The 21,717-nt window shown below is 61.5% G+C and carries 19 protein-coding genes; 14 read left to right on the top strand and 5 right to left on the bottom strand.

Annotated features, from left to right (window positions below; all coding sequences use genetic code 11):
• Positions 1-23 precede the first annotated feature (23 nt).
• Together HFK74_RS17165 and HFK74_RS17160 are read right to left on the bottom strand one after the other, a co-directional pair.
• Positions 24-1,673, bottom strand: a complete 1,650-nt coding sequence (locus tag HFK74_RS17165; RefSeq protein ID WP_180204487.1) for an acyl-CoA dehydrogenase family protein — start codon at positions 1,671-1,673, stop codon at positions 24-26.
• A 75-nt stretch (positions 1,674-1,748) separates the two neighbouring features.
• The gene (locus HFK74_RS17160) at positions 1,749-4,133 is read right to left on the bottom strand and encodes a hybrid sensor histidine kinase/response regulator (RefSeq protein WP_180204486.1); all 2,385 of its coding nucleotides are present in this window, start codon (positions 4,131-4,133) and stop codon (positions 1,749-1,751) included.
• A 298-nt stretch (positions 4,134-4,431) separates the two neighbouring features.
• Here HFK74_RS17160 and HFK74_RS17155 point away from each other — a divergent pair, with 298 nt between their 5' ends.
• From HFK74_RS17155 to HFK74_RS17140, 4 genes are all read left to right on the top strand, one after another.
• Positions 4,432-5,229 carry a hydroxymethylpyrimidine/phosphomethylpyrimidine kinase gene (locus HFK74_RS17155; RefSeq protein ID WP_008052407.1) on the top strand — a complete coding sequence of 266 codons (798 nt, stop codon included), beginning with the start codon at positions 4,432-4,434 and terminating at the stop codon, positions 5,227-5,229.
• A gap of 32 nt (positions 5,230-5,261) precedes the next feature.
• On the top strand, positions 5,262-5,885 hold the full coding sequence (gene thiE, locus HFK74_RS17150; RefSeq protein ID WP_180204485.1) for a thiamine phosphate synthase: 624 nt from the start codon (positions 5,262-5,264) through the stop codon (positions 5,883-5,885).
• 15 nt (positions 5,886-5,900) lie between these two features.
• Positions 5,901-7,184, top strand: a complete 1,284-nt coding sequence (hemL, locus tag HFK74_RS17145; protein WP_008066019.1) for a glutamate-1-semialdehyde 2,1-aminomutase — start codon at positions 5,901-5,903, stop codon at positions 7,182-7,184.
• Between the two features lie 217 nt (positions 7,185-7,401).
• Positions 7,402-7,956, top strand: a complete 555-nt coding sequence (locus HFK74_RS17140) for a tetratricopeptide repeat protein (RefSeq protein WP_180204484.1) — start codon at positions 7,402-7,404, stop codon at positions 7,954-7,956.
• 140 nt (positions 7,957-8,096) lie between these two features.
• Here the strand turns inward: HFK74_RS17140 and HFK74_RS17135 are convergent, their stop codons facing one another.
• A complete protein-coding gene (locus HFK74_RS17135) occupies positions 8,097-8,426 on the bottom strand; it encodes a DUF1820 family protein (protein WP_008066015.1) in 330 nt (109 codons plus the stop codon).
• A 133-nt stretch (positions 8,427-8,559) separates the two neighbouring features.
• On the opposite strand from HFK74_RS17135, the gene miaB reads away from it, so the two are divergent.
• From miaB to lnt, 5 genes are all read left to right on the top strand, one after another.
• Positions 8,560-9,888: a tRNA (N6-isopentenyl adenosine(37)-C2)-methylthiotransferase MiaB gene (miaB, locus tag HFK74_RS17130; RefSeq protein ID WP_032832166.1), complete on the top strand. Its 1,329-nt coding sequence runs from the start codon at positions 8,560-8,562 to the stop codon at positions 9,886-9,888.
• A 198-nt stretch (positions 9,889-10,086) separates the two neighbouring features.
• Complete coding sequence (locus HFK74_RS17125; protein WP_008066010.1) at positions 10,087-11,091, top strand: PhoH family protein; 1,005 nt, start codon at positions 10,087-10,089, stop codon at positions 11,089-11,091.
• Positions 11,084-11,578: an rRNA maturation RNase YbeY gene (gene ybeY, locus HFK74_RS17120; protein ID WP_180204483.1), complete on the top strand. Its 495-nt coding sequence runs from the start codon at positions 11,084-11,086 to the stop codon at positions 11,576-11,578. The genes HFK74_RS17125 and ybeY overlap by 8 nt, the downstream gene beginning before the upstream one ends.
• Positions 11,579-11,583: 5 nt before the next feature.
• The gene (locus HFK74_RS17115) at positions 11,584-12,423 is read left to right on the top strand and encodes an HlyC/CorC family transporter (protein WP_008066006.1); all 840 of its coding nucleotides are present in this window, start codon (positions 11,584-11,586) and stop codon (positions 12,421-12,423) included.
• 16 nt (positions 12,424-12,439) lie between these two features.
• A complete protein-coding gene (gene lnt / locus HFK74_RS17110) occupies positions 12,440-13,963 on the top strand; it encodes an apolipoprotein N-acyltransferase (protein ID WP_180204482.1) in 1,524 nt (507 codons plus the stop codon).
• A gap of 82 nt (positions 13,964-14,045) precedes the next feature.
• Here the strand turns inward: lnt and HFK74_RS17105 are convergent, their stop codons facing one another.
• Together HFK74_RS17105 and HFK74_RS17100 are read right to left on the bottom strand one after the other, a co-directional pair.
• Complete coding sequence (locus HFK74_RS17105) at positions 14,046-14,807, bottom strand: YdcF family protein (RefSeq protein WP_180204481.1); 762 nt, start codon at positions 14,805-14,807, stop codon at positions 14,046-14,048.
• Positions 14,808-14,912: 105 nt separating this feature from the next.
• The gene (locus HFK74_RS17100) at positions 14,913-15,233 is read right to left on the bottom strand and encodes a hypothetical protein (protein ID WP_180204480.1); all 321 of its coding nucleotides are present in this window, start codon (positions 15,231-15,233) and stop codon (positions 14,913-14,915) included.
• A gap of 280 nt (positions 15,234-15,513) precedes the next feature.
• Here HFK74_RS17100 and leuS point away from each other — a divergent pair, with 280 nt between their 5' ends.
• From leuS to HFK74_RS17075, 5 genes are all read left to right on the top strand, one after another.
• Complete coding sequence (gene leuS / locus HFK74_RS17095; RefSeq protein ID WP_180204479.1) at positions 15,514-18,120, top strand: leucine--tRNA ligase; 2,607 nt, start codon at positions 15,514-15,516, stop codon at positions 18,118-18,120.
• A gap of 87 nt (positions 18,121-18,207) precedes the next feature.
• A complete protein-coding gene (gene lptE, locus HFK74_RS17090; RefSeq protein WP_180204478.1) occupies positions 18,208-18,813 on the top strand; it encodes an LPS assembly lipoprotein LptE in 606 nt (201 codons plus the stop codon).
• 39 nt (positions 18,814-18,852) lie between these two features.
• Positions 18,853-19,890, top strand: coding sequence for a DNA polymerase III subunit delta (gene holA / locus HFK74_RS17085; protein ID WP_180204477.1), 1,038 nt, complete (start codon positions 18,853-18,855; stop codon positions 19,888-19,890).
• A 152-nt stretch (positions 19,891-20,042) separates the two neighbouring features.
• Complete coding sequence (arfA, locus tag HFK74_RS17080; RefSeq protein ID WP_180204476.1) at positions 20,043-20,207, top strand: alternative ribosome rescue factor ArfA; 165 nt, start codon at positions 20,043-20,045, stop codon at positions 20,205-20,207.
• Between the two features lie 62 nt (positions 20,208-20,269).
• Positions 20,270-21,592 (top strand): lytic murein transglycosylase, encoded by a 1,323-nt coding sequence (locus HFK74_RS17075; protein WP_180204475.1) that lies wholly within the window; start codon positions 20,270-20,272, stop codon positions 21,590-21,592.
• Positions 21,593-21,717: the final 125 nt, after the last annotated feature.

Here is a 21,717-nt window from a genome sequence, read left to right as displayed (position 1 = left end):
GCTCCCACAGGGGACGGTGTCATTCAGAATCCTTGCGGGGTGGACCGGGCGACTAGCGCCTCCACATCCACCCCTCGCGGCAACGCACCGTACACCCGACCGCCACCACTGAGCCGACTGGCGATAAACCCGTCACTCACCGCCACATTCCCCGCCTCCAGCAACAGCTTCGCCTGTAGCCCAAGGGCGATGTCTTCGGTCAACTGCCGGGCACGGTATTGAATGTCGTCGGTATCCTTGAAGGCCGCCTGCAATTGGTTGATGTGCGCGGCCAGGCGTTTGTCGCCATGACCATCACCCAGTTCGCTGAACAGCGCATCGAGCACACCCGGTTCCTTGGACAGGGCGCGCAGCACGTCGAGGCATTGCACGTTGCCGGAGCCTTCCCAAGTCGAATTCACCGGTGCCTCGCGGTACAGGCGCGGCAGGATACTGTCTTCCACGTACCCCGCTCCGCCCATGCATTCGGCGGCTTCATTGATCATGGCCGGCGCGCGTTTGCAGATCCAGTACTTGCCCACCGCCGTCACCAGCCGGGCGAATTTGGCCTCCTGTGAGTCGTCCAGATGATCGAGCGCCCGGCCCATGCGCAGGCTCAAGGCCAGGGCGGCTTCGCTTTCCAGCGCCAGGTCCGCCAGCACGTTCTGCATCAGCGGCTGTTCGCTGAGCAACTTGCCGCCAACCTGGCGGTGGGCGCAATGATGGCTGGCCTGGGTCAGTGCCTGGCGCATCAATGAACTTGAGCCGACCATGCAATCGAAACGGGTCATGGCGACCATCTCGATGATCGTCGGCACGCCGCGCCCCTCCTCACCGACCATCCACGCCAGGGCACCGCGAAACTCCACTTCGCTGGAGGCGTTGGAGCAGTTGCCGAGTTTGTTTTTCAGGCGCTGGATATAGAACTGATTGCGCGTGTCGTCCGGGCGATGGCGCGGCAGCAGGAAACAGGTCAGCCCCTTGTCGGTCTGTGCCAGTGTCAGGAAGGCATCGCACATGGGCGCCGAACAGAACCACTTGTGCCCCACCAGTTCGTACGCCTGACCAGGACCGCCGGCGCCCACCGGATAAGCCTTGGTGGTGTTGGCGCGGACATCGGTGCCACCCTGCTTCTCGGTCATGGCCATGCCGATCGTGACGCCGGCCTTGTGGGCCATGCCGACATTGCGCGGGTCATACTCGGTAGACAGGATCTTCGGCAGCCATTGGTCCGCCAGGTCCGGTTGCAGGCGCATTGCCGGGACGCTGGCGAAGGTCATGGTCAACGGGCAACCGCTGCCGGCTTCGGCCTGGCTATGCAGGTAGGTCATGGCGGCACGGGCGACATGCGCACCGGACTGCGGGTGCGCCCAGGGCAGCGAGGTCAGGCCATGCTCGATCGCCGCGCGCATCAGTTCATGATAGGCCGGGTGAAATTCCACCAGGTCGATGCGATGCCCATAGCGGTCATGGCTGCTGAACACCGGCTTGTTCTGATTGGCCAGGAACCCCGCCGCCATCAGTGGTCCGCCGGCGAGAGCGCCGTAGGCGTCGATCCGTGATTCGGCCCAACCGGCCCCGAAACGCCGCGCCCACTCCTGCAGGGGCAAGTCGATGCGATACAGGTTGGCGCCGTCCAGCGAAGGCGGCTGGTTGGTGACTTCGTGGGTTTCGGCGAACTGATGCAGGTTCATGACAGGGCTCCTTTGCTCAGCCAAGGGATTTTCAGTTAAGCACTGCCCCCAGGCCGATCAAAGTGTCATATCTGCCTAACTGTCGGCGCTTTCGCCCTGCTCAGAACAGAGCACTCGACGATAGAGCGCGACCTGCAATTCCTCGAATTTCACCGGCTTGCTCAAATGGTCAATCATCGCGCCGCTCGGGCAGCGTTCCGGGTCAGTACCCAGGGCGATCATGAACACTGGCACTTGCGCACAAGCGGGCAACGCCCGGATCTGGCAACCCAGGGAAACACCGTCCAGGACCTGCAACTGACCATCGACCAACACCGCATCGAAGGTTTCGCGCTGTAGAAATTCGAGCGCGGCCAGGCCGCTGTCGGCCGTGCGCACGCGGAAGCCGAGCTTGAGCAACATGCCGCGCATCACCAACTGATTGACGTTGTTGTCATCCACCAGCAATACGCTGCAATCCTGAGGCCGGCGCTGTGGTGACAACTCCCGCGTCGCGAACGGCGTGGCAGGTCGCTGCGGTGTCGCAATGTCAAACTCGACATCAAGCTGGAAACGGCTGCCGCGCCCGGGCTCGGAGCGGTGAGTCAGGCGTCCGCCGAGCAGCTCCACCAGTTGCCGGCAGATGGCCAGGCCGACACCCAGGCCGCCGTACTCGCGCGTCATCGAACCATCGAGCTGGAAGAAGCGCTGATACATCGTCGCCTCCCCAAGGTCGGTGAAGCCGATACCGGTGTCGATCACCGCAAAGGACAACGCCATTCGTTCGGGATTGACTGTTTTCCCCGTGACCCGCAGCGCCAGCCCGCCGACCCGGGTGAACTTGATGGCGTTATCCAGCAGGCACTCCAGGCATTGCGCCAACTTGGCACTGTCGCCGTGCAAGCGATCCGGCACGCCCGGTGCCACGTCGACCTTGAAGTCCAGCGACTTGCTTGAGGCATTGCCGTAGAACTGGGCGCGCAATGCCTCCACCACAGTGCGCAAGCTGAAGGTGGCCGGGGAAGCCGTGAGCTTGCCCGCCTGCAACTCGGTCAGGGTGAGAATGCCATTGACCATGCGCATCATGTCCCGCGCCGATCCGGCGGCCGTTTGCTGATATTGCTCAAGCTCAGGGTCCATCTCGACGGTTTGCATCAGCTCCAGCGAACCGATCACGCCATTCATCGGCGTGCGCAATTCGTGGGTCAGGGTGGCGAGGAATTCGTCCTTGAGCTTGTTGCTGTGTGCCAGTTGCTGGTTGAGCGCTTCAAGTTTTTGCCCCGCATCGAGCAGGGTTTGCGCCTGCTGTTCGCGCATGGCGTTGATGCGGTCGGCCAGGGCCATTGACAGCAGAGCCACTTCGATAGCCGAGCCAATCTGGCTGGAGTACATGGTCAGGAACACATTCGGCAGGTAACCCAGCACCATCAACGTATTGATGATGCCGCCGAGCAGAAACGCCGACCAGGCAATGATGAAATAGCGCGCGACCCGCAACCCGCGCAGCCAGGCAAAAATCCCCGCGGCAAAGATCACCACCGTGAAGGTCAGGGCCAGGGTCGTGGCCAGGCGCAAGGCCAGGGCATAGCTGGTCATCAGGGACAACCCGACCACCAGCGCGCCGAACGCCACCAACGCCAGCAACAAGCGGTCCATCCAGCGGCTGAGGGTGGCGGTCTGCAGGAAGCTGCGGGCGAACTGGCTACCGAACAATCCGGCACAACCGATGAAAAAAGGCGTCGCGGCGTTGGCCCACCAGGGATTGTCCGGCCAGAAGTACTGCACGGCGGCGCCGTTCACCGACAGCTGATACAAGCCGAACGAGGCGATGTAGAAGATGTAGTAGAGATAGCTGGTATCGCGCACGCTCAGGTAGATGAACAGGTTGTAGACCAGCATCCCCAGCAATACACCGTAGATCAGCCCCAACACATAGAGGCGCACCGGTTGGTCTTCGAGATACGCCGTACTGGACCACAACGTAACCGGCGCCTGGATCGACCCCTGGCTTTGCAGGCGCAGGTACAGGGTTTGCGCCTGGTCAGGCATGAAGTCCAGTGTGAACAGGTAGTTGTTCTGGCGGATTTCGCGACTGGCGAACGGCAAGGCGTCGCCGGTTTGCCTGGCCAATTGATAGTTGCCGCTTGCATCAGGCAGGTACAGATCAAGGTGATCGAGGGGTGGGTAAGCCAACTCCAGCAGCCAGGTCCGTTGCGCAGCCGGATTTGAAGGGCGGTAATGCAGATCAATTTTCAGCCAGAACACCGAGCGCGAATAACCGGCGTTGAGGGTGGCTTTATCATGCGCCTTGAAGTTGCCGGCCGCCGCCTGCGCACGAACATCCGCGACAGTCGCCTGACCGCCCACGTCTTCGAACACCTGCAGGTTTTGCCCGAGGGGAAGGCTTCGGGTGAGTTCATTGAACTCAACGGCGTTCGCCAAGAGGGGCAAACACAACATAAACATCAGCAAATAGCGCATCTATGCCCCAGCGTGGCCTGTCCGGTCCTGTCAGGAAGCCCCCCATTCCTTTTGAGCAGACGTAAAACCGGTGATACCTGTTATTGGTTTGGATCCACTCTAGCATAGCCGTTGATGGCTAATGAGCACTACCGAAATTTTTCCAGAAAAGGCTCTAGAACGGGCGTTCCAGCGGTAATTATTGAGATAGAGCTGTTTACCTGAGGAAAAAGAGCAAAAGATCACCGCCTTCGGACGATCTTTTGCCTGTCACGCAGCGGGCTTCGAAAAAAGATGTTTGGTGGTAAGCTCGCGCACCATGAATATCTACAGCTCTCGCCCCGTTGTCCTCTGTCTCTCCGGCCACGACCCAAGTGGTGGCGCCGGCTTGCAGGCAGATATCGAAGCCTTGCTCGCCCAGGGTTGCCATGCGGCTCCGGCCGTCACCGCCCTGACCGTGCAAGACACTGTCAATGTCACTGACTTTCGCGTCCTCGACCGTGAGTGGGTGTTGGCCCAGGCCAATGCCGTGCTCAACGATTCCGAAGTCGCGGCGGTCAAGCTCGGCATGCTCGGTTCCCTGGAAATGGTCGACACCGTGGTCGAACTGCTTTCGGCGCACCCGCACTTGCCGGTGGTCTGCGACCCGGTGCTGCGCGCCGGCGGTGGCGGTCGCCTGGGCAAGGACGAAGTCGGCTACGCCATGCGCGAACGCCTGCTGCCGCTCTCGATCATCGCCACCCCCAACCTTCCCGAAGCCCGTATCCTCGCCGAACTGCCTGAAGGCACCGCGGACGAGTGCGCTGAAAAACTCCTGCCATTCGTCAAACACCTGCTGATCACCGGCGGCCATGGCGACGAAACCGAAATCCACAACCGCCTGTACAGCCGCGACGGCTTGCGCGAAACCTACACCTGCCAACGCCTGCCCGGCAGCTATCACGGCTCGGGCTGCACCCTGGCCAGTGCGCTTGCCGGCCGTCTGGCCCAAGGTGAAAACCTCGCCAGCGCCGTACAGACTGCACTTAACTACACGTGGCGCACCCTGCGCGATGCGGAGCAGTTGGGCAAAGGCCAGTTCGTGCCACGCCGCCTGCCACTGGACTTCTGTTCGTAACTATCCATTAGCACTGCGGTGAGGCTTGCTTGATGAAACTACGTGGCCTGTACGCCATCACCGACAGCCAGTTGCTGGCCGGTAAATTTCTTTCGTACGTGGAGGCGGCGCTGGAAGGCGGCGTCACCCTGCTGCAATACCGCGACAAGAGTAGCGATGAAGCCCGCCGTTTGCGTGAAGCCGAGGCCCTGCGCGACCTGTGCGAACGCTACAAGACCCGGTTGATCATCAATGACGACGCCGAACTGGCCGCGCGCCTGAATGTCGGCGTGCACCTGGGGCAGACTGACGGGCCGCTCACGCCGGCCCGCGCGTTGCTCGGCTCCAAGGCGATCATCGGTTCGACCTGCCACGCGCAACTCGAACTCGCCGAGCAGGCCGCCAAAGAAGGCGCCAGCTATGTCGCGTTCGGCCGTTTCTTCAATTCCAACACCAAGCCCGGCGCCCCGACGTGCAGTCTCGACCTGCTCGACCAGGCCCGCAGCAAACTGCATCTGCCGATCTGCGCGATCGGCGGCATCACCCTCGACAACGCCGCCCCGCTGGTGGCCCACGGGGTCGACCTGCTCGCCGTGGTGCATGGCCTGTTTGGCGCCGAGAGCACGGCTGAAGTGACCCGCCGCGCCCGCGCCTTTAACGAATTACTGAAAATCTGATTTGAGAGCCCGATCATGTCTCGTTCCGAAACCCTGTTTGCCAATGCCCAGAAACACATCCCCGGTGGCGTGAACTCGCCGGTCCGTGCATTCAAGAGCGTTGGCGGCACGCCGTTGTTCTTCAAGCACGCCGAAGGCGCCTACGTCACCGACGAAGACGACAAGCGCTATGTGGACTACGTCGGCTCCTGGGGCCCGATGATCCTCGGCCACAGCCACCCGGACGTCCTGGATGCGGTGCGCAAGCAGCTTGAACACGGCTTGTCCTACGGCGCGCCGACCGAGATGGAAACACAGATGGCGGATCTGGTCTGCTCGCTGGTGCCGTCGATGGAAATGGTGCGCATGGTCAGCTCCGGCACCGAAGCGACCATGAGCGCGATCCGCCTGGCCCGTGGCTTCACCGGTCGCGACAGCATCATCAAGTTCGAAGGCTGCTACCACGGCCACTCCGACAGCCTGCTGGTCAAGGCCGGCTCCGGCGCCCTGACCCAAGGCGTGCCGAGCTCGGCGGGCGTGCCCGCAGCGTTCGCCAAACACACGCTGACCCTGCCGTTCAACGACATTGATGCGGTCGAGGCCATGCTTGCCGAAGTCGGCCAGGACGTGGCGTGCATCATCGTCGAACCGGTCGCTGGCAACATGAACTGCGTGCCGCCGGCCCCAGGCTTCCTCGAAGGCCTGCGGACCCTGTGCGACAAGCATGGCGTGGTGCTGATTTTCGACGAAGTGATGACCGGTTTCCGTGTTGCCCTCGGCGGCGCCCAGGCTCACTACGGCGTGACGCCGGACCTGACCACCTTCGGCAAAATCATTGGCGGCGGCATGCCGGTGGGCTGCTTCGGCGGCAAGCGCGAAATCATGTCGCGCATCGCCCCGCTGGGCCCGGTCTATCAGGCCGGCACATTGTCGGGGAACCCGCTGGCGATGGCGGCGGGCCTGACCACCTTGCGCCTGATCAGCCGTCCGGGCTTCCACGACGAGCTGACCGACTACACCACTCGCCTGCTCGACGGCCTGCAAGTGCGTGCCGATGCGGCAGGCATTCCGTTCGTGACCACCCAGGCCGGTGGCATGTTCGGCCTGTACTTCAGCGGCGCCGACGACATCGTGACCTTCGATGACGTGATGGCCAGCGACGCTGCCCTGTTCGGCCGCTTCTTCCACCTGATGCTCGAAGGTGGTGTCTACCTGGCGCCTAGCGCTTTCGAAGCCGGCTTCACCTCGATCGCCCACGGTGAAGCCGAGCTGAAACTGACCCTGGATGCCGCCGAGCGCGCATTTGCTGCACTGAAGTAACGCCGTGCGCTGACGCTGGCCATTGCCGGCGTCAGCCTTCTCTCCTGCCCTTTTTCCTGCTCATCTGCTAATAATCCCCGTTAAGCGGGCGATATAGTTCCCACGCAGCAGAAAAACGAGTAAAGACTTTGTAAGGTTGGCCCTGCTTATTTCATAATGCGCGCTTATTGGATCCCCTCGATGGGTCCGCGCGCCCCTCAGAGGTAAGTCGATTCCCATGAACCGCACCGGCCGCGCCCTTTCACTGGGCTGCCTGTTGCTCCTTCAGCCCCTGCTCGCGCTCGCACAAGCAGGCGGTAACTCGTTGTTAATCCCAGCGATGGGTCGCTGCACCCTCAATACCCAGCCGCAAGACCTGGCCCAGGCACTGGCTGCCTGCCAGAAAGCGTCGGATGAAGGGGATGCCCAAGCGCAATACGAGTTGGGTGAGTTCTACTACGACGGCAATAACGCGCCACGCGACCTCAACAAAGCCCTGAACTACTTCGAAAAGGCCTCATTGCAAGGTCACGCCCAGGCTCAATTCAAACTCGGCACCATGTTCTTTCACGGCGAAGGCGTACCGGCCAATAACATCCAGGCGTATATCGTGCTGAAAATGGCGGCGGTCAACGGTGCGGAAGAAGCGCTGGACACCGCCGACGAAGTCGCCGAGAAAATGCCCCGCCAGGAACTGGAAGTCGCCACCCAGGTGCTGGGGCAAATTTTCCGTAAATACCTGATGGAATTGCAGAGCGCCGATGGGCGGACGCCGTTCGCGCCTCTTCCCTGAATTGAAAGCTGGCCCTTGTGGCGAGGGGATTTATCCCCGTTGGACTGCGCAGCAGTCCCATCTTTGAGGGCCGCTTCGCAGCCCAACGGGGCGGTGCGACGTTTCGCTAAATCCCCTCGCCACAAAAAGCCCCGTCCTGCCTACTTCTCAGGCATCGGCACCGGAAACGGCATCACATTGCCGACCGTGCCGCGGGCTTCGCTGATTTTCGGTGTGCCCAGGCGCTCGACCTCGTCGATGCGCACGATCGAATGCATTGGCACGAAACTGCGCACGACCCCTTCGAACTGGGCCTTGAGCTTCTCTTCGCTCGGGTCTACGACTACCTGTGTGCGCTCGCCAAAGACGAACTCTTCCACTTCCAGGAAGCCCCACAGATCGCTCTGATAGATCTGCTTGGCGTACATTTCGAACACCTGGCCCTGATTGAGGAAAATCACCTTGTAGATTGGAGCTTCACGTTTGGTCATGGCAGGCGAAACACATCGAGGGATAAAAATGAGGGCGCGAACTATAGCATAGCCGCCGGACGCGCAGCGGTAGGAACCTGAGTACATGTTCCCTATAATGCGCGGTTCTTTGAATCACGTGATGACTCTATCCATGGCCAAGAAGCTTTACATCGAAACCCACGGTTGCCAGATGAACGAGTACGACAGCTCGCGCATGGTCGATCTGCTGGGCGAACACCAGGCCCTGGAAGTCACGGCGCGTGCTGAAGACGCCGACGTGATCCTGCTCAACACCTGCTCGATCCGCGAGCGCGCCCAGGACCGTGTCTATTCCCAGCTGGGCCGCTGGCGCGAACTGAAGCTGGCCAACCCGGACATGGTGATCGCCGTCGGCGGTTGCGTGGCCAGCCAGGAAGGCGCCGCCATTCGCGATCGCGCACCCTATGTCGACGTGGTATTCGGCCCGCAGACCTTGCACCGCCTGCCGGAAATGATCGACGCCGCGCGCATCAGCAAGCTGCCGCAAGTCGACGTCTCGTTCCCCGAAATCGAAAAATTCGACCACCTGCCCGAGCCGCGTATCGACGGCCCGAGCGCCTACGTGTCGGTGATGGAAGGTTGCAGCAAGTACTGCACGTTCTGCGTGGTGCCCTACACCCGCGGTGAAGAAGTCAGCCGCCCGTTCGACGACGTGATTGCCGAAATCATTCACCTGGCCGAACACGGCGTGCGCGAAGTGACGCTGCTGGGGCAGAATGTCAACGGCTATCGCGGTACGACCCACGACGGTCGCCTGGCGGATCTGGCCGAGCTGATTCGCGTGGTCGCCGCAGTCGATGGCATCGACCGCATCCGCTACACCACCTCGCACCCGCTGGAGTTCTCCGACAGCCTGATCCAGGCCCACGCCGAAGTGCCGGAACTGGTGAAACACCTCCACCTGCCTGTGCAATCGGGTTCGGACCGTATCCTCGCGGCGATGAAACGCAACCATACGGCGCTGGAGTACAAATCCAAACTGCGCAAACTGCGCGCTGCCGTGCCGGGCATCTGCATCAGTTCGGACTTCATCGTCGGTTTCCCCGGTGAAACGGAGAAAGACTTCGAACAGACCATGAAGTTGATCCAGGACGTCGGTTTCGACTTCTCCTATTCGTTCGTCTACAGCCAGCGCCCGGGCACACCGGCCGCCGACCTGGCCGATGAAACTCCGGAAGAGCTGAAAAAAGAGCGCCTGAACGCCCTGCAACATCGCCTGAACCAGCAGGGGTTCGAAATCAGCCGACAAATGGTCGGTTCGATTCAGCGGATTCTTGTAACCGATTATTCCAAGAAAGACCCTGGCGAGCTGCAAGGGCGAACCGAGAATAACCGTATCGTCAACTTCCGCTGCGACAATCCAACCCTGATCGGCCAGTTCGCCGACGTGCACATCGATGCAGCACAGCCGCATTCGCTGCGGGGCTCACTGATCCAATAACCCCGCCGAACCCTTGTAGGAGCGAGGCTTGCCCGCGAAAAACGATAACGCGGTGTGTCAGGCAATCCGCGGTGTGGCCTTCGCGGGCAAGCCTCGCTCCTACAGGAACAGTGTTGCTTTATTTAAGAGCTTTCGCACCCGCGCCACTGGCGCTATCCTTGAATCATCACTATTGCCCCAGGGCGGCTAAATACGACCTTGAACGCACCCATCGAACCACATCGTTTCATCCTCGAGCCTTTTGAGGCTCGCCGCTTCGCTAATCTGTGCGGGCAGTTCGACGAACACCTGCGCCTGATCGAGCAGCGCCTGACCATCGAGATCCGCAACCGCGGAAACCAGTTCGAACTGATCGGCGAGCGTAAACACACCACCTCCGCGGAAAACCTCCTGCGCCGCCTGTACCGGGAAACCAAGGGTACCGAGCTGTCGCCGGACATGGTTCACCTGTTCCTGCAGGAATCGGCCGTCGAAGAGCTGGACAACCACTCCCCTGCCGACGCCTCCGTCGCACTGCGCACCAAGAAAGGCATGATTCGCCCTCGCGGCTTGAATCAGGTGCGCTATGTAAAAGAAATCCTCGGCAACGACATCAACTTCGGCATCGGCCCGGCCGGTACCGGCAAGACCTACCTGGCCGTCGCCTGCGCAGTGGACGCCCTGGAACGCGAACAGATCCGGCGTATCCTGCTGGTGCGTCCGGCGGTCGAAGCCGGTGAAAAACTCGGTTTCCTGCCCGGTGACCTGTCACAGAAAATCGACCCGTATTTGCGCCCGCTCTATGACGCGCTCTACGAAATGCTCGGTTTCGAACACGTCGCCAAACTGATCGAGCGCCAGGTGATCGAAGTGGCACCACTGGCCTACATGCGCGGTCGCACGCTGAACAACAGCTTCATCATCCTCGACGAAAGCCAGAACACCACGGTCGAACAGATGAAAATGTTCCTGACCCGGATCGGCTTCGGCTCCACGGCCGTCATCACCGGTGACATCACCCAGGTCGACCTGCCTAAAGGCACCAAGTCCGGGCTGCACCACGTGATCGAAGTGCTGAAGGATGTTCCGGGTATCAGCTTTACCCATTTCATGCCCAAGGACGTCGTGCGCCACCCGCTGGTGCAGCGCATTGTCGAAGCCTACGAGCGCTTCGAAAATCGTGCCGCCGATGAAGCGCCAAAGGACAGCCGACGCGATGCTTGAGCTTGATCTGCAAATCGCCACCCAAGCGCCTGCCCCCAGCGAAGCCGCGTTCCGCCAATGGTGCGAACTGGCCCTGCGCCAGCGCACCGCCGACTCCGAGATGACCATTCGCCTGGTCGACGAAGCCGAGGGTCGTGAGCTGAATAACACCTGGCGGCAAAAGGACTACGCCACCAACGTCCTGTCGTTTCCTGCCGACGTGCCAGACGAGTTTCTCGACATCCCGTTGCTGGGCGACCTGGTGATCTGCGTGGCCGTGGTCGAGCGTGAAGCCGCCGAGCAGGGCAAGGAGCTCAAGGCCCATTGGGCGCATCTGGTGATTCACGGCTGCTTGCATCTGCTGGGTTACGACCATATAGATGATGACGAAGCCGAAGAGATGGAAGCACTGGAACGAACGTTGCTTGCAGAACTGGGCTATCCCGATCCGTACGCGGACGACGAAATCGAAGTCCCCCCTACCGAAACAACAAAGGATTCAGAGTAATCGCTATGAGCGAAGATCGATCGAGCAACGGGCAGAAGTCTTGGCTGGGTAAGCTCACCCAGGCTTTTGCCCACGAGCCGAAGAACCGCCAGGAGCTGCTGGAGCTGCTGCGCGATGCACACCAGAACAAACTGCTGGACAGCGAAGCGCTGGCCATCGTCGAAGGCGCTATCCAGGTTGCCGACCTGCAAGTACGGGACATCATGGTCCCGCGTTCGCAGATGATCAGCATCAAGGCGACCCAGACACCTCGCGAGTTCCTGCCCGCCGTGGTCGATTCGGCCCACTCCCGCTACCCGGTGATCGGCGAAAGCCACGATGACGTGATGGGTGTGCTGCTGGCCAAGGACTTGCTGCCGTTGATCCTTCGGGAGAACGGCGACAGTTTCAACATCAAGGACCTGCTGCGCCCGGCCACTTTCGTGCCGGAGTCCAAGCGCCTGAACGTGTTGTTGCGTGAGTTCCGCGCCAACCACAACCACATGGCCATCGTCATTGACGAGTACGGCGGCGTGGCGGGCCTGGTGACCATCGAAGACGTGCTGGAGCAGATCGTCGGCGACATCGAAGACGAGCACGATGTCGAAGAAGACAGCTACATCAAGCCACTGCCCAGCGGCGACTTCCTGATCAAGGCCCTGACGCCGATCGAGAACTTCAACGAGTTCTTCGACAGCGAATTTTCCGATGACGAGTTCGACACCGTGGGCGGCCTGGTGATGAGCGCGTTCGGGCACTTGCCAAAACGCAACGAAATCACTGAAATCGGCACCTATCGTTTTCGCATCCTGAACGCCGACAGTCGGCGGATTCATTTGCTGCGACTGACGCCTATCGCCCGGTAAAAACCTAAGGATTGAAATGCGCTGGACAACCCGCCCCGGCTGGCCCGGTAACCTGCTGGCCGTGGCGGCCGGTGCAATCACCACCCTGGCCCTGGCGCCTTTCGATATCTGGCCACTGGCACTGCTGGCAGTCGGGCTTTTCTATGCCGGTTTGCGTGAACTGACGCCACGCCAGGCCCTGGGGCGTGGCTGGTGTTTCGGCTTCGGCCTGTTTGGCGCCGGCACCAGCTGGATCTACTACAGCATCCATCACTTCGGTGGTGCATCGGTGCTGCTGGCCGGCTTCCTGATGCTGATCTTCACGGCGGCGATTGCCTGGTTCTTCGCCCTGCCCGCCTGGATCTGGGCGCGCTGGCTGCGGCGCAACGAAGCACCGCTGGCGGACACCCTGGCATTCGCGGCGTTGTGGGTCGGCCAGGAAGCGTTTCGCGGCTGGTTCCTGACCGGCTTCCCATGGCTCTACTCCGGTTACAGCCAGCTCGACGGCCCACTGGCCGGTCTCGCGCCTGTCGGCGGGATGTGGCTGATATCCTTCACCCTGGCCCTGACGGCCGCCTTGATCTACAACGCCATGCGCCTGGTGCGCACGGGCCGCAAAGGCTTCATCGCCGCGGGTGTCGTGCTGCTGGCAGGCCCGTGGGTGGCCGGCATGGCGCTCAAGCAACACGCCTGGACCAGCCCCTCCGGGGCGCCGCTGAGCGTCGCGGCGATCCAGGGCAACATCGAACAAAGCATGAAGTGGGACCCGGCGCAGCTCAACGCGCAATTGGAGCTGTACCGCGACATGAGCTTCAGTTCGAAGCGGGTCGACTTGCTGATCTGGCCGGAAACCGCGGTCCCGGTGCTCAAGGAGTCTGCCCAGGGCTACCTGGACATGATGGGGAAATTCGCCGCCGATCGGGATTCAGCCATGATCACCGGCGTGCCGATCCGCGAAATGGTCCATCACGAGCGACGTTTCTACAACGGCATTACCGTGATCGGCGAAGGCGATGGCACCTACCTCAAGCAAAAGCTGGTGCCGTTTGGCGAGTACGTGCCGCTGCAGGATGTGCTGCGTGGCCTGATCGCATTCTTCGACCTGCCCATGTCGGACTTTGCCCGCGGCCCTTCCGACCAGGCGATGTTGCAAGCCAAGGGCTACCAGATTGCGCCGTTCATCTGCTACGAAGTGGTGTATCCGGAGTTCGCCGCCGGCCTCGCCGCCCAAAGCGACCTGCTGCTGACCATCAGCAACGACACCTGGTTCGGCACGTCCATCGGCCCGCTGCAGCACTTGCAGATGGCGCAGATGCGCGCCCTTGAGGCCGGTCGCTGGATGATCCGCGCCACCAACAATGGCGTGACCGGCCTGATCAACCCGTTCGGCCAGATCACCACGCAGATCCCGCAATTCGAACGCGGCATCCTGTACGGCGAAGTGGTGCCGATGCACAACCTCACGCCGTACCTGCAATGGCGGTCATGGCCGTTGATCATTATGTGCGTGCTGTTGTTTGGCTGGGCATTGATTGCCAGCCGGATGGCCAAGACCGTTTAGACCGAGGAAGGATGAGCCCTGCAGGAATTGGGTTGCCAGCGAAGGACGCCTTCGCCGGCAAGCCGGCTCCTACAGGAACGAGTCAGCGGTAGAACAGCGAATACCCGATCTGCCCCGCCGCCTCATTCAGCAACTGCCCGCTACGCCAGATCGCCCTGAACTCCGGCATCCAGCCGCCCAGCGGCTCGGCGTTGTCCACGCTCAAGAACCCTACTGGCGCCGGCACCACTTCAAATCCGGCCTTCTGAAAGCTCCAGACCGCTCGCGGCATGTGCCAGGCCTGGGTCACCACCACCACGCGCTTGATGCCTTCAGGCAACAAGACCTCGGCGCTGAATGTCGCGTTCTCCCAGGTGGTGCGGCTTTGCCCTTCCTGCCAACGCACCGCCACGCCAAAATCATCGCGCAATGAATCAGCCATCAATTGGGCCTCGGATGGCGGTGTGCCGTAATGCAAACCGCCACTGGTCAGAATCGGCAAGCCCGAGGCCTTTGCCAGGCGAGCGGCATAGCGCTCGCGCTCCAGCGCCACCCCGGTGGGTTGATCGCTGCCCCAGGCCAGGTCACCCCGCTCGCGCCCGGCCCCCAACACCACGATCGCATCGGCGCGCCGGGCCAACGTTGCCCATTCGTCGCGAGCCAATGGGGCTTCACGCTCAAGAAGCCCGGCGCCCCACTGCACCATGACCGGCAGGCTCATCAACCAGAAGCCCCCCACGCCCAAGGCAAAGCAGCAACCGGCAAGCCGCGGTCTTGAGCGGCGCCACCACCAGGCGAGCACCAGCAACAGGATAAGAACGCCGGGTGGCATCAGAAGGTGTTTCACGAAATAACGGAAAGGCATCGGGCATCCCCTTAAAGATGCCCGAAGCCTAAGTGGGTTGACGCAATGCGACAATAAATACGGAAGGACTATGCTTCAAAAAACCGTGGAGCATGGCTCTATGCCTTATTTGCACCGCAGGGACCGGACCTTTACCGCGTCTCTGCCAGGTATTTTGTCCTTGAGCCAGATGATCTTGGCCGAACGTGGTGCGTCGAGTTGCTTCACTGCTTCAGACAAGCATCCCTGCGTCTCACGCTCACTGCGATCGAGGTACGCCTTGACCAGTGCAAACTCTGCGGGGCTCAGGCCACGCAACTCCAGTTCCAAAGGGCGTTCATCGCGCAGCCGACCAGCTGTTTTGGCTGCATCAAGGGCCATGCCCAAACGATCGATCAGTCTTTCGTACAACTCCGGTTTTGTAGCTTTTTGCCGTGACTCAACCATCCCTCACCTCATTGGAAGATAAGACCTACTCCCCAGTTAGAGCTTAGCTTCCATCGACAAACCGGCTGGACGCCGCGACCAACGGCCCTCGCAGCGGTTTTCGCAAGACGCGCGGCAGCAATCAGGGTTTCCCTCGATAGAGTGCGGTCATGTATGCTACGGCGCTTCCTGTAACTCCACTTCCAGCTCGTCTGGGCACCGAAACGCCGAATTGGCGTGTTCACCGTCCAGCGTCGCATTGAAGAGGATTAGGCCACCCCTATTCAGTTCAAAAGTAGCCATGCACGAACAATATCAGCCCCGTGAAATCGAAGCCGCCGCCCAGTCATTCTGGGACGAGCAAAAGTCCTTTGAAGTCAGTGAACAGCCAGGCAAGGAGACCTACTACTGCCTGTCGATGTTCCCTTACCCCAGCGGCAAGCTACACATGGGGCACGTGCGCAACTACACCATCGGCGACGTGATCTCCCGCTACCAGCGCATGCTTGGCAAGAACGTCCTGCAACCCATGGGTTGGGACGCCTTCGGCATGCCGGCAGAAAACGCCGCGATGAAGAACAACGTAGCGCCCGCCAAGTGGACCTACGAAAACATCGCCTACATGAAATCCCAGCTGCGCAGCCTGGGCCTGGCGGTGGACTGGTCGCGTGAAGTGACCACCTGCAAACCCGATTACTACCGCTGGGAACAATGGCTGTTCACTCGCCTGTTCGAAAAAGGTGTGATCTACAAGAAAAGCGGCACCGTGAACTGGGATCCGGTCGACCAGACCGTCCTGGCCAACGAGCAAGTGATCGACGGCCGCGGCTGGCGTTCCGGCGCGCTGATCGAAAAGCGCGAAATCCCGATGTACTACTTCAAGATCACCGCCTACGCGGATGAGCTGCTGGAGAGCCTCGACGAACTGACTGGCTGGCCTGAACAGGTCAAGACCATGCAGCGCAACTGGATCGGCAAATCCCGCGGCATGGAAGTGCAGTTCCCGTACAACGTCGATTCCATCGGCGAAACCGGCACCCTGAAAGTCTTCACCACCCGTCCGGACACCCTGATGGGCGCAACCTACGTTGCCGTGGCTGCCGAGCACCACCTGGCCGCCCTCGCTGCCAAGAACAACCCTGAGCTGCAAGCATTCATCGCTGAATGCAAGGGCGGCAGCGTCGCTGAAGCCGACGTCGCCACCCAAGAGAAAAAAGGCCTGCCAACCGGCCTGTTCGTCGAGCACCCGTTGACCGGCGAAAAACTGCCGGTATGGGTCGCCAACTACGTGCTGATGCACTACGGCGACGGCGCGGTCATGGCAGTTCCAGCCCACGACGAGCGTGATTTCGAGTTCGCCCACAAGTACAACCTGCCGGTCAAATCGGTAGTGCGCACCAGCTCTGGCGAGACCAACCCGGCCCCATGGCAAGACGCCTACGGCGAATACGGCACGCTGATCAATTCCGGCGAGTTCGACGGCCTCGACTTCGCCGGCGCCTTCGACGCCATCGAAGTCGCGCTGATCAAGAAAGAGCTCGGTGCTTCGCGCACCCAGTTCCGCCTGCGCGACTGGGGCATCAGCCGCCAGCGCTACTGGGGCTGCCCGATTCCGATCATCCACTGCGGCACTTGCGGTGACGTGCCGGTACCGGAAGATCAATTGCCCGTCGTCCTGCCGGAAGACGTCGTACCCGATGGTGCTGGCTCGCCACTGGCGCGCATGCCCGAGTTCTACGAATGCAGCTGCCCGAAATGCGGCCAGCCTGCCAAGCGTGAAACCGACACAATGGACACCTTCGTCGAGTCCTCGTGGTACTACGCCCGCTACGCCTCGCCGCACTTCGAGGGTGGCCTGGTAGAAAAATCCGCAGCTGACCACTGGTTGCCGGTGGATCAATACATCGGCGGCATCGAACACGCGATCCTGCACCTGCTTTACGCGCGCTTCTTCCACAAGCTGATGCGCGACGAAGGCCTGGTCAGCTCGAACGAGCCGTTCAAGAACCTGTTGACCCAGGGCATGGTGATCGCGGAGACCTACTACCGTCGTGAAGCCAACGGTGCCTACACCTGGTTCAACCCGGCGGACGTCGAGCTCGAACGCGACAGCAAGGCCAAGGTCATCAGCGCCAAGCTGATCGCAGACGGCCTGCCGGTGGAAATCGGTGGCACCGAGAAGATGGCCAAGTCGAAGAACAACGGCGTCGACCCACAGTCGATGATCGACCAGTTCGGCGCCGACACCTGCCGCCTGTTCATGATGTTCGCCTCGCCACCTGACATGAGCGCGGAATGGTCCGACTCCGGCGTGGAAGGTTCGCACCGCTTCCTCAAGCGCGTCTGGCGCCTGGCTCAAGCCCACGTCACCCAGGGCCTGCCGGGCAAACTGGACGTCACCAGCCTGAACGACGAGCAGAAAGTCATCCGCCGTTCGATCCACCAGGCCATCAAGCAGGCCAGCCATGACGTCGGCCAGAACCATAAATTCAACACCGCCATCGCCCAGGTGATGACGCTGATGAACGTGCTGGAAAAAGCCGCGCAAGTCACCGAACAGGATCGCGCACTGGTTCAGGAAGGCCTGGAAACCGTGACCCTGTTGCTGGCCCCGATCACGCCGCACATCAGCCACGAACTGTGGCATCGCCTGGGTCACGCCGACCCGGTGATCGATGCCGGCTGGCCAGTGCTGGACGAGAGCGCGCTGGTGCAGGACAGCCTGACGCTGGTCATCCAGGTCAACGGCAAGCTGCGCGGCCAGATCGAAATGCCGGCCAGCGCCACTCGCGAAGAAGTCGAAGCCGCCGCACGGGCCAACGAAAACGTGCTGCGTTTCGTCGATGGTCTGACCATTCGCAAAGTGATCGTGGTGCCCGGAAAACTGGTCAACATCGTCGCCAGCTAATTGGATCAGGCGCCTGGCCCTGCCGGGCGCCGAACAAACCTTTCGGGCCGCTTGATTGGCCCACATGGTTTCAAGGGGAGCAACACAATGATCAAACGCAACTTGCTGGTGATAGGCCTCGCGGTCCTGTTGAGCGCCTGTGGTTTCCAGCTGCGTGGTACCGGCACTACCGACCTGGCGCTCAAGGAACTCGACCTGAGCGCCCGCGACGCTTACGGCGATACCGTGACGCAACTGCGCCAGGCGCTGGTAAGCAGCGGCGTCAAGGTTTACAACGGCGCCCCTTACAAACTCATCCTGACCAACCAGCAGGAATCCCAGCGCATCCTCAGCTACGCTGGCGCCGGTCGCACTGGCGAGTATCAACTGAGCACGGTGCTCAACTATGACATTCGCGGCCAGGGCGACCTGCAGCTGCTGAGCGACAAGCTCGAAGTGCAGAAGGTGTTCATCCATGACGGCAACAACCTGGTAGGTTCCGACCAGGAAGCAAGCGACGCCCGCAAGGAAATGCGTCGCGAGCTGGTTCAACGCATGATGTTGCGCCTACAGCAATTCACCCCGGCCCAGCTGGACCAGTTGCAGCAGACTGCCGAAGCCAAGGCCAAGGCGGAAGCCGCGGCGCTGGAAGCGGCGCAGAAGGCTGAGGCGAACACGCCGCGTCAGTCGCCCATCGAACTGCCTCGGCAGTAAGACTTACGGGGCGCTCTGGCGCCCCGTTTGCCCCCTCCTATGAAGCTTGCTCCCGCCCAACTCGCCAAACACCTGCAAGGCGCCCTCGCGCCGGTCTACGTCATCAGTGGCGATGACCCTTTGCTCTGCCAGGAAGCTGCCGACGCCATCCGCGCGGCCGCCCGCCAACAAGGCTTCGACGAACGCCAGGTGTTCGCCGCCGACGCCAGTTTCGACTGGGGTACCTTGCTGCAAGCCGGCGCCAGCATGTCGCTGTTCGCCGAAAAACGCCTGCTGGAACTGCGCCTGCCTTCGGGCAAGCCCGGCGATAAAGGTGCAGCCGCACTCATTGAATACTGCTCGCGACCGGCTGAAGACACGGTGCTGTTGATCAGCCTGCCGAAGCTCGATGGCAGCGCGCAGAAAACCAAATGGGGCAAGGCGCTGGTCGAAGGCCAACAGACCCAGTTCGTGCAGATCTGGCCGGTGGATGCCAGCCAGTTGCCCAGCTGGATTCGTCAACGCCTGTCCCAGGCCGGTCTCTCCGCCAGCCAGGACGCCGTCGAGCTGATCGCCGCCCAGGTCGAGGGCAACCTGCTGGCAGCGGCCCAGGAAATCGAAAAACTCAAGCTGATGGCCGAAGGCGGCCAGATCACCATCGAAACCGTGCAGGCCGCGGTGGCTGACAGTGCGCGCTTCGACGTTTTCGGCTTGACCGACGCCATTCTCAATGGCGAGGCCGCCCATGCACTGCGCATGCTCGAAGGGCTTCGCGGTGAGGGTGTCGAGCCCCCGGTGATTCTCTGGGCCTTGGCCCGGGAACTGCGCCTGCTGGCCAATATTTCGTTGCAGTACAGCCAGGGTACGCCACTGGACAAGGCCTTCAGCCAGGCCAGGCCGCCGGTTTGGGACAAGCGTAAACCGCTGATGAGCAAGGCCCTGCAGCGCTATTCGGCGCAACGCTGGGCGCAATTGTTGCTCGAAGCCCAGCGCATCGACGCGCAGATCAAGGGCCAGGCGGCGGGTTCGCCGTGGATGAGCTTGAGTCGGTTGACGTTGTTGATGGCTGGACAGAGATTGTCGCTGCCTGCAGAGTAAGGCTTTTGACCGAGGCGCGTTCGTTCGCGGGCAAACCTCGCTCCTACAGCGAATGGCGTCCGAAAGGTCCTACACAATGTAGGGACTAGACAGAAGCCTCGCATGAGCCGATGATTTGCCCCGCAAAAACCACTCACTTGCGAGCGCCAATCATGTGCAAAAAGCCATCTAAACATGGCCCCAACAAGGCCAAATCCATCGTCGCCCAGCCATTGTTCCGCAGCCGCCAGGAACGCGCCGGCAAAGGCAAAGGCAGCTACCGCCGCGAAGCCTTCCAGTCTGACAACTGGGAGGCTTCTTACTTTCTGGCGGCCTGAAAGGCAAGCATCCGCTCAACATGTTAAGGTCTGTACCTGATTCGTTTTCCCTGGACCCGTGCATGCCCCTTTGTCTTTCCCGTCGTTGGCAATTTCGCCAATTGATTGCTGCCTCCAGCCTCATCTTGCTCGTCGCCTGCGCGGAAAAACCCACCGCCGCCGACGCCCAGCCGATTCAGACCCTCCCTGTCGCCACCGCCCCCGCGGTCATAGCGCCCGTGGTTCCGAGCGGCGAAAACCTCGACATCCAGCCAACCCAGACCTTCGCCGAATGGCAGGCGGGTTTTCGCAAGGACGCCCTGGCCGCCGGTATCCGTGCAGACCTGTTCGACCGCGCCTTCGCCAATGTCAGCTTTGACCCGGCCGTGATCCGCGCCGACCGCAGCCAACCGGAATTCGCAAAACCGGTGTGGGAATACCTTGATGGCGCCTTGTCGCCGCTGCGCGTTCGCAAGGGCCAGGCATTGGTCGACCAGTACGCCGGCATCCTGCAAAGCATCGAACAACGCTACGGCGTCGACCGCCAGGCGCTGGTCGCGGTGTGGGGCATGGAAAGCAACTTCGGCCAGTTCCAGGGCAGCAAGTCGGTGATCAACTCACTGGCAACCCTGGCCTACGAAGGCCGCCGCCCGGGTTTCGCTCATGCGCAATTGATCGCCGCCCTGCAAATCCTCCAGCAAGGCGATATCGAACCCGAGAAAATGCTGGGTTCCTGGGCGGGCGCCATGGGCCAGACCCAGTTCATCCCGACCACCTACAACACCCACGCCGTGGACTTTGATGGCGACGGACGCCGCGACATCTGGGGTAGCGCCACCGACGCCCTGGCGTCGACCGCCCACTACCTGCAAAGCTCCGGCTGGCAAAAAGGCCAGCCTTGGGGATTCGAAGTGCAACTGCCGGGCAGCTTCAACTACGTCCTCGCCGATGGCTCGATTCGCAAGAGCGTCGCCGAATGGCGGCAACTGGGCGTAGTGCTGCCCAACGGTGGCCAGTTCCCGGCTGGCTCCGAGCAACTGTCCGCGGCGCTGCTGTTGCCGGCAGGCTATCGCGGCCCGGCCTTCCTGGTGCTCGACAACTTCCGCGCGATTCTCAAGTACAACAACTCGTCGTCCTACGCCCTGGCGGTGAGCCTGCTCTCCGAGCGCTTCAATGGCGCAGGGTTGATCAGCGGCACGTGGCCCAAGGATGATCTGCCCCTGAGCCGCTCCGAGCGGATCGAACTACAAAACCTGCTGAGTGCGCAGAACTACGACGCGGGCACCGCCGACGGGATCATCGGCGCCAATACCCGCAAGGCGATCCGCAGCGCCCAGCAGTCGTTTGGCTGGCCGGCGGATGGTTATCCGACGCACAAGTTGTTGGAAGGATTGCGTAACCGCTAAACGCCTCCATGTACCTTGTAGGAGCTGGCTTGCCAGCGAAGAGGCCCGCAAGCCCGATACAAGATTCAAGGCCGCCTTCGCCGGCAAGCCGGCTCCTACAGTTCCTGCGAACACCATGATTTTTG

Source organism: Pseudomonas sp. SbOxS1 (assembly GCF_013416725.1).
GTDB lineage: Bacteria > Pseudomonadota > Gammaproteobacteria > Pseudomonadales > Pseudomonadaceae > Aquipseudomonas.
Note: the sequence above shows the minus strand (reverse complement) of the source record. Positions and strands in the feature narration are given on the sequence as shown.

Coding starts and splice junctions, on each gene's coding strand:
- HFK74_RS17160 (WP_180204486.1), bottom strand. CDS start 4,133: ATGCGCTATTTGCTGATGTTTATGTTGTGTTTGCCCCTCTTGGCGAAC.
- HFK74_RS17165 (WP_180204487.1), bottom strand. CDS start 1,673: ATGAACCTGCATCAGTTCGCCGAAACCCACGAAGTCACCAACCAGCCG.
- HFK74_RS17075 (WP_180204475.1), top strand. CDS start 20,270: ATGCCCCTTTGTCTTTCCCGTCGTTGGCAATTTCGCCAATTGATTGCT.
- arfA (WP_180204476.1), top strand. CDS start 20,043: ATGTGCAAAAAGCCATCTAAACATGGCCCCAACAAGGCCAAATCCATC.
- HFK74_RS17135 (WP_008066015.1), bottom strand. CDS start 8,426: ATGACCAAACGTGAAGCTCCAATCTACAAGGTGATTTTCCTCAATCAG.
- miaB (WP_032832166.1), top strand. CDS start 8,560: ATGGCCAAGAAGCTTTACATCGAAACCCACGGTTGCCAGATGAACGAG.
- HFK74_RS17115 (WP_008066006.1), top strand. CDS start 11,584: ATGAGCGAAGATCGATCGAGCAACGGGCAGAAGTCTTGGCTGGGTAAG.
- thiE (WP_180204485.1), top strand. CDS start 5,262: ATGAAACTACGTGGCCTGTACGCCATCACCGACAGCCAGTTGCTGGCC.
- HFK74_RS17155 (WP_008052407.1), top strand. CDS start 4,432: ATGAATATCTACAGCTCTCGCCCCGTTGTCCTCTGTCTCTCCGGCCAC.
- HFK74_RS17105 (WP_180204481.1), bottom strand. CDS start 14,807: ATGCCTTTCCGTTATTTCGTGAAACACCTTCTGATGCCACCCGGCGTT.
- HFK74_RS17140 (WP_180204484.1), top strand. CDS start 7,402: ATGAACCGCACCGGCCGCGCCCTTTCACTGGGCTGCCTGTTGCTCCTT.
- HFK74_RS17100 (WP_180204480.1), bottom strand. CDS start 15,233: ATGGTTGAGTCACGGCAAAAAGCTACAAAACCGGAGTTGTACGAAAGA.
- ybeY (WP_180204483.1), top strand. CDS start 11,084: ATGCTTGAGCTTGATCTGCAAATCGCCACCCAAGCGCCTGCCCCCAGC.
- holA (WP_180204477.1), top strand. CDS start 18,853: ATGAAGCTTGCTCCCGCCCAACTCGCCAAACACCTGCAAGGCGCCCTC.
- leuS (WP_180204479.1), top strand. CDS start 15,514: ATGCACGAACAATATCAGCCCCGTGAAATCGAAGCCGCCGCCCAGTCA.
- lnt (WP_180204482.1), top strand. CDS start 12,440: ATGCGCTGGACAACCCGCCCCGGCTGGCCCGGTAACCTGCTGGCCGTG.
- lptE (WP_180204478.1), top strand. CDS start 18,208: ATGATCAAACGCAACTTGCTGGTGATAGGCCTCGCGGTCCTGTTGAGC.
- hemL (WP_008066019.1), top strand. CDS start 5,901: ATGTCTCGTTCCGAAACCCTGTTTGCCAATGCCCAGAAACACATCCCC.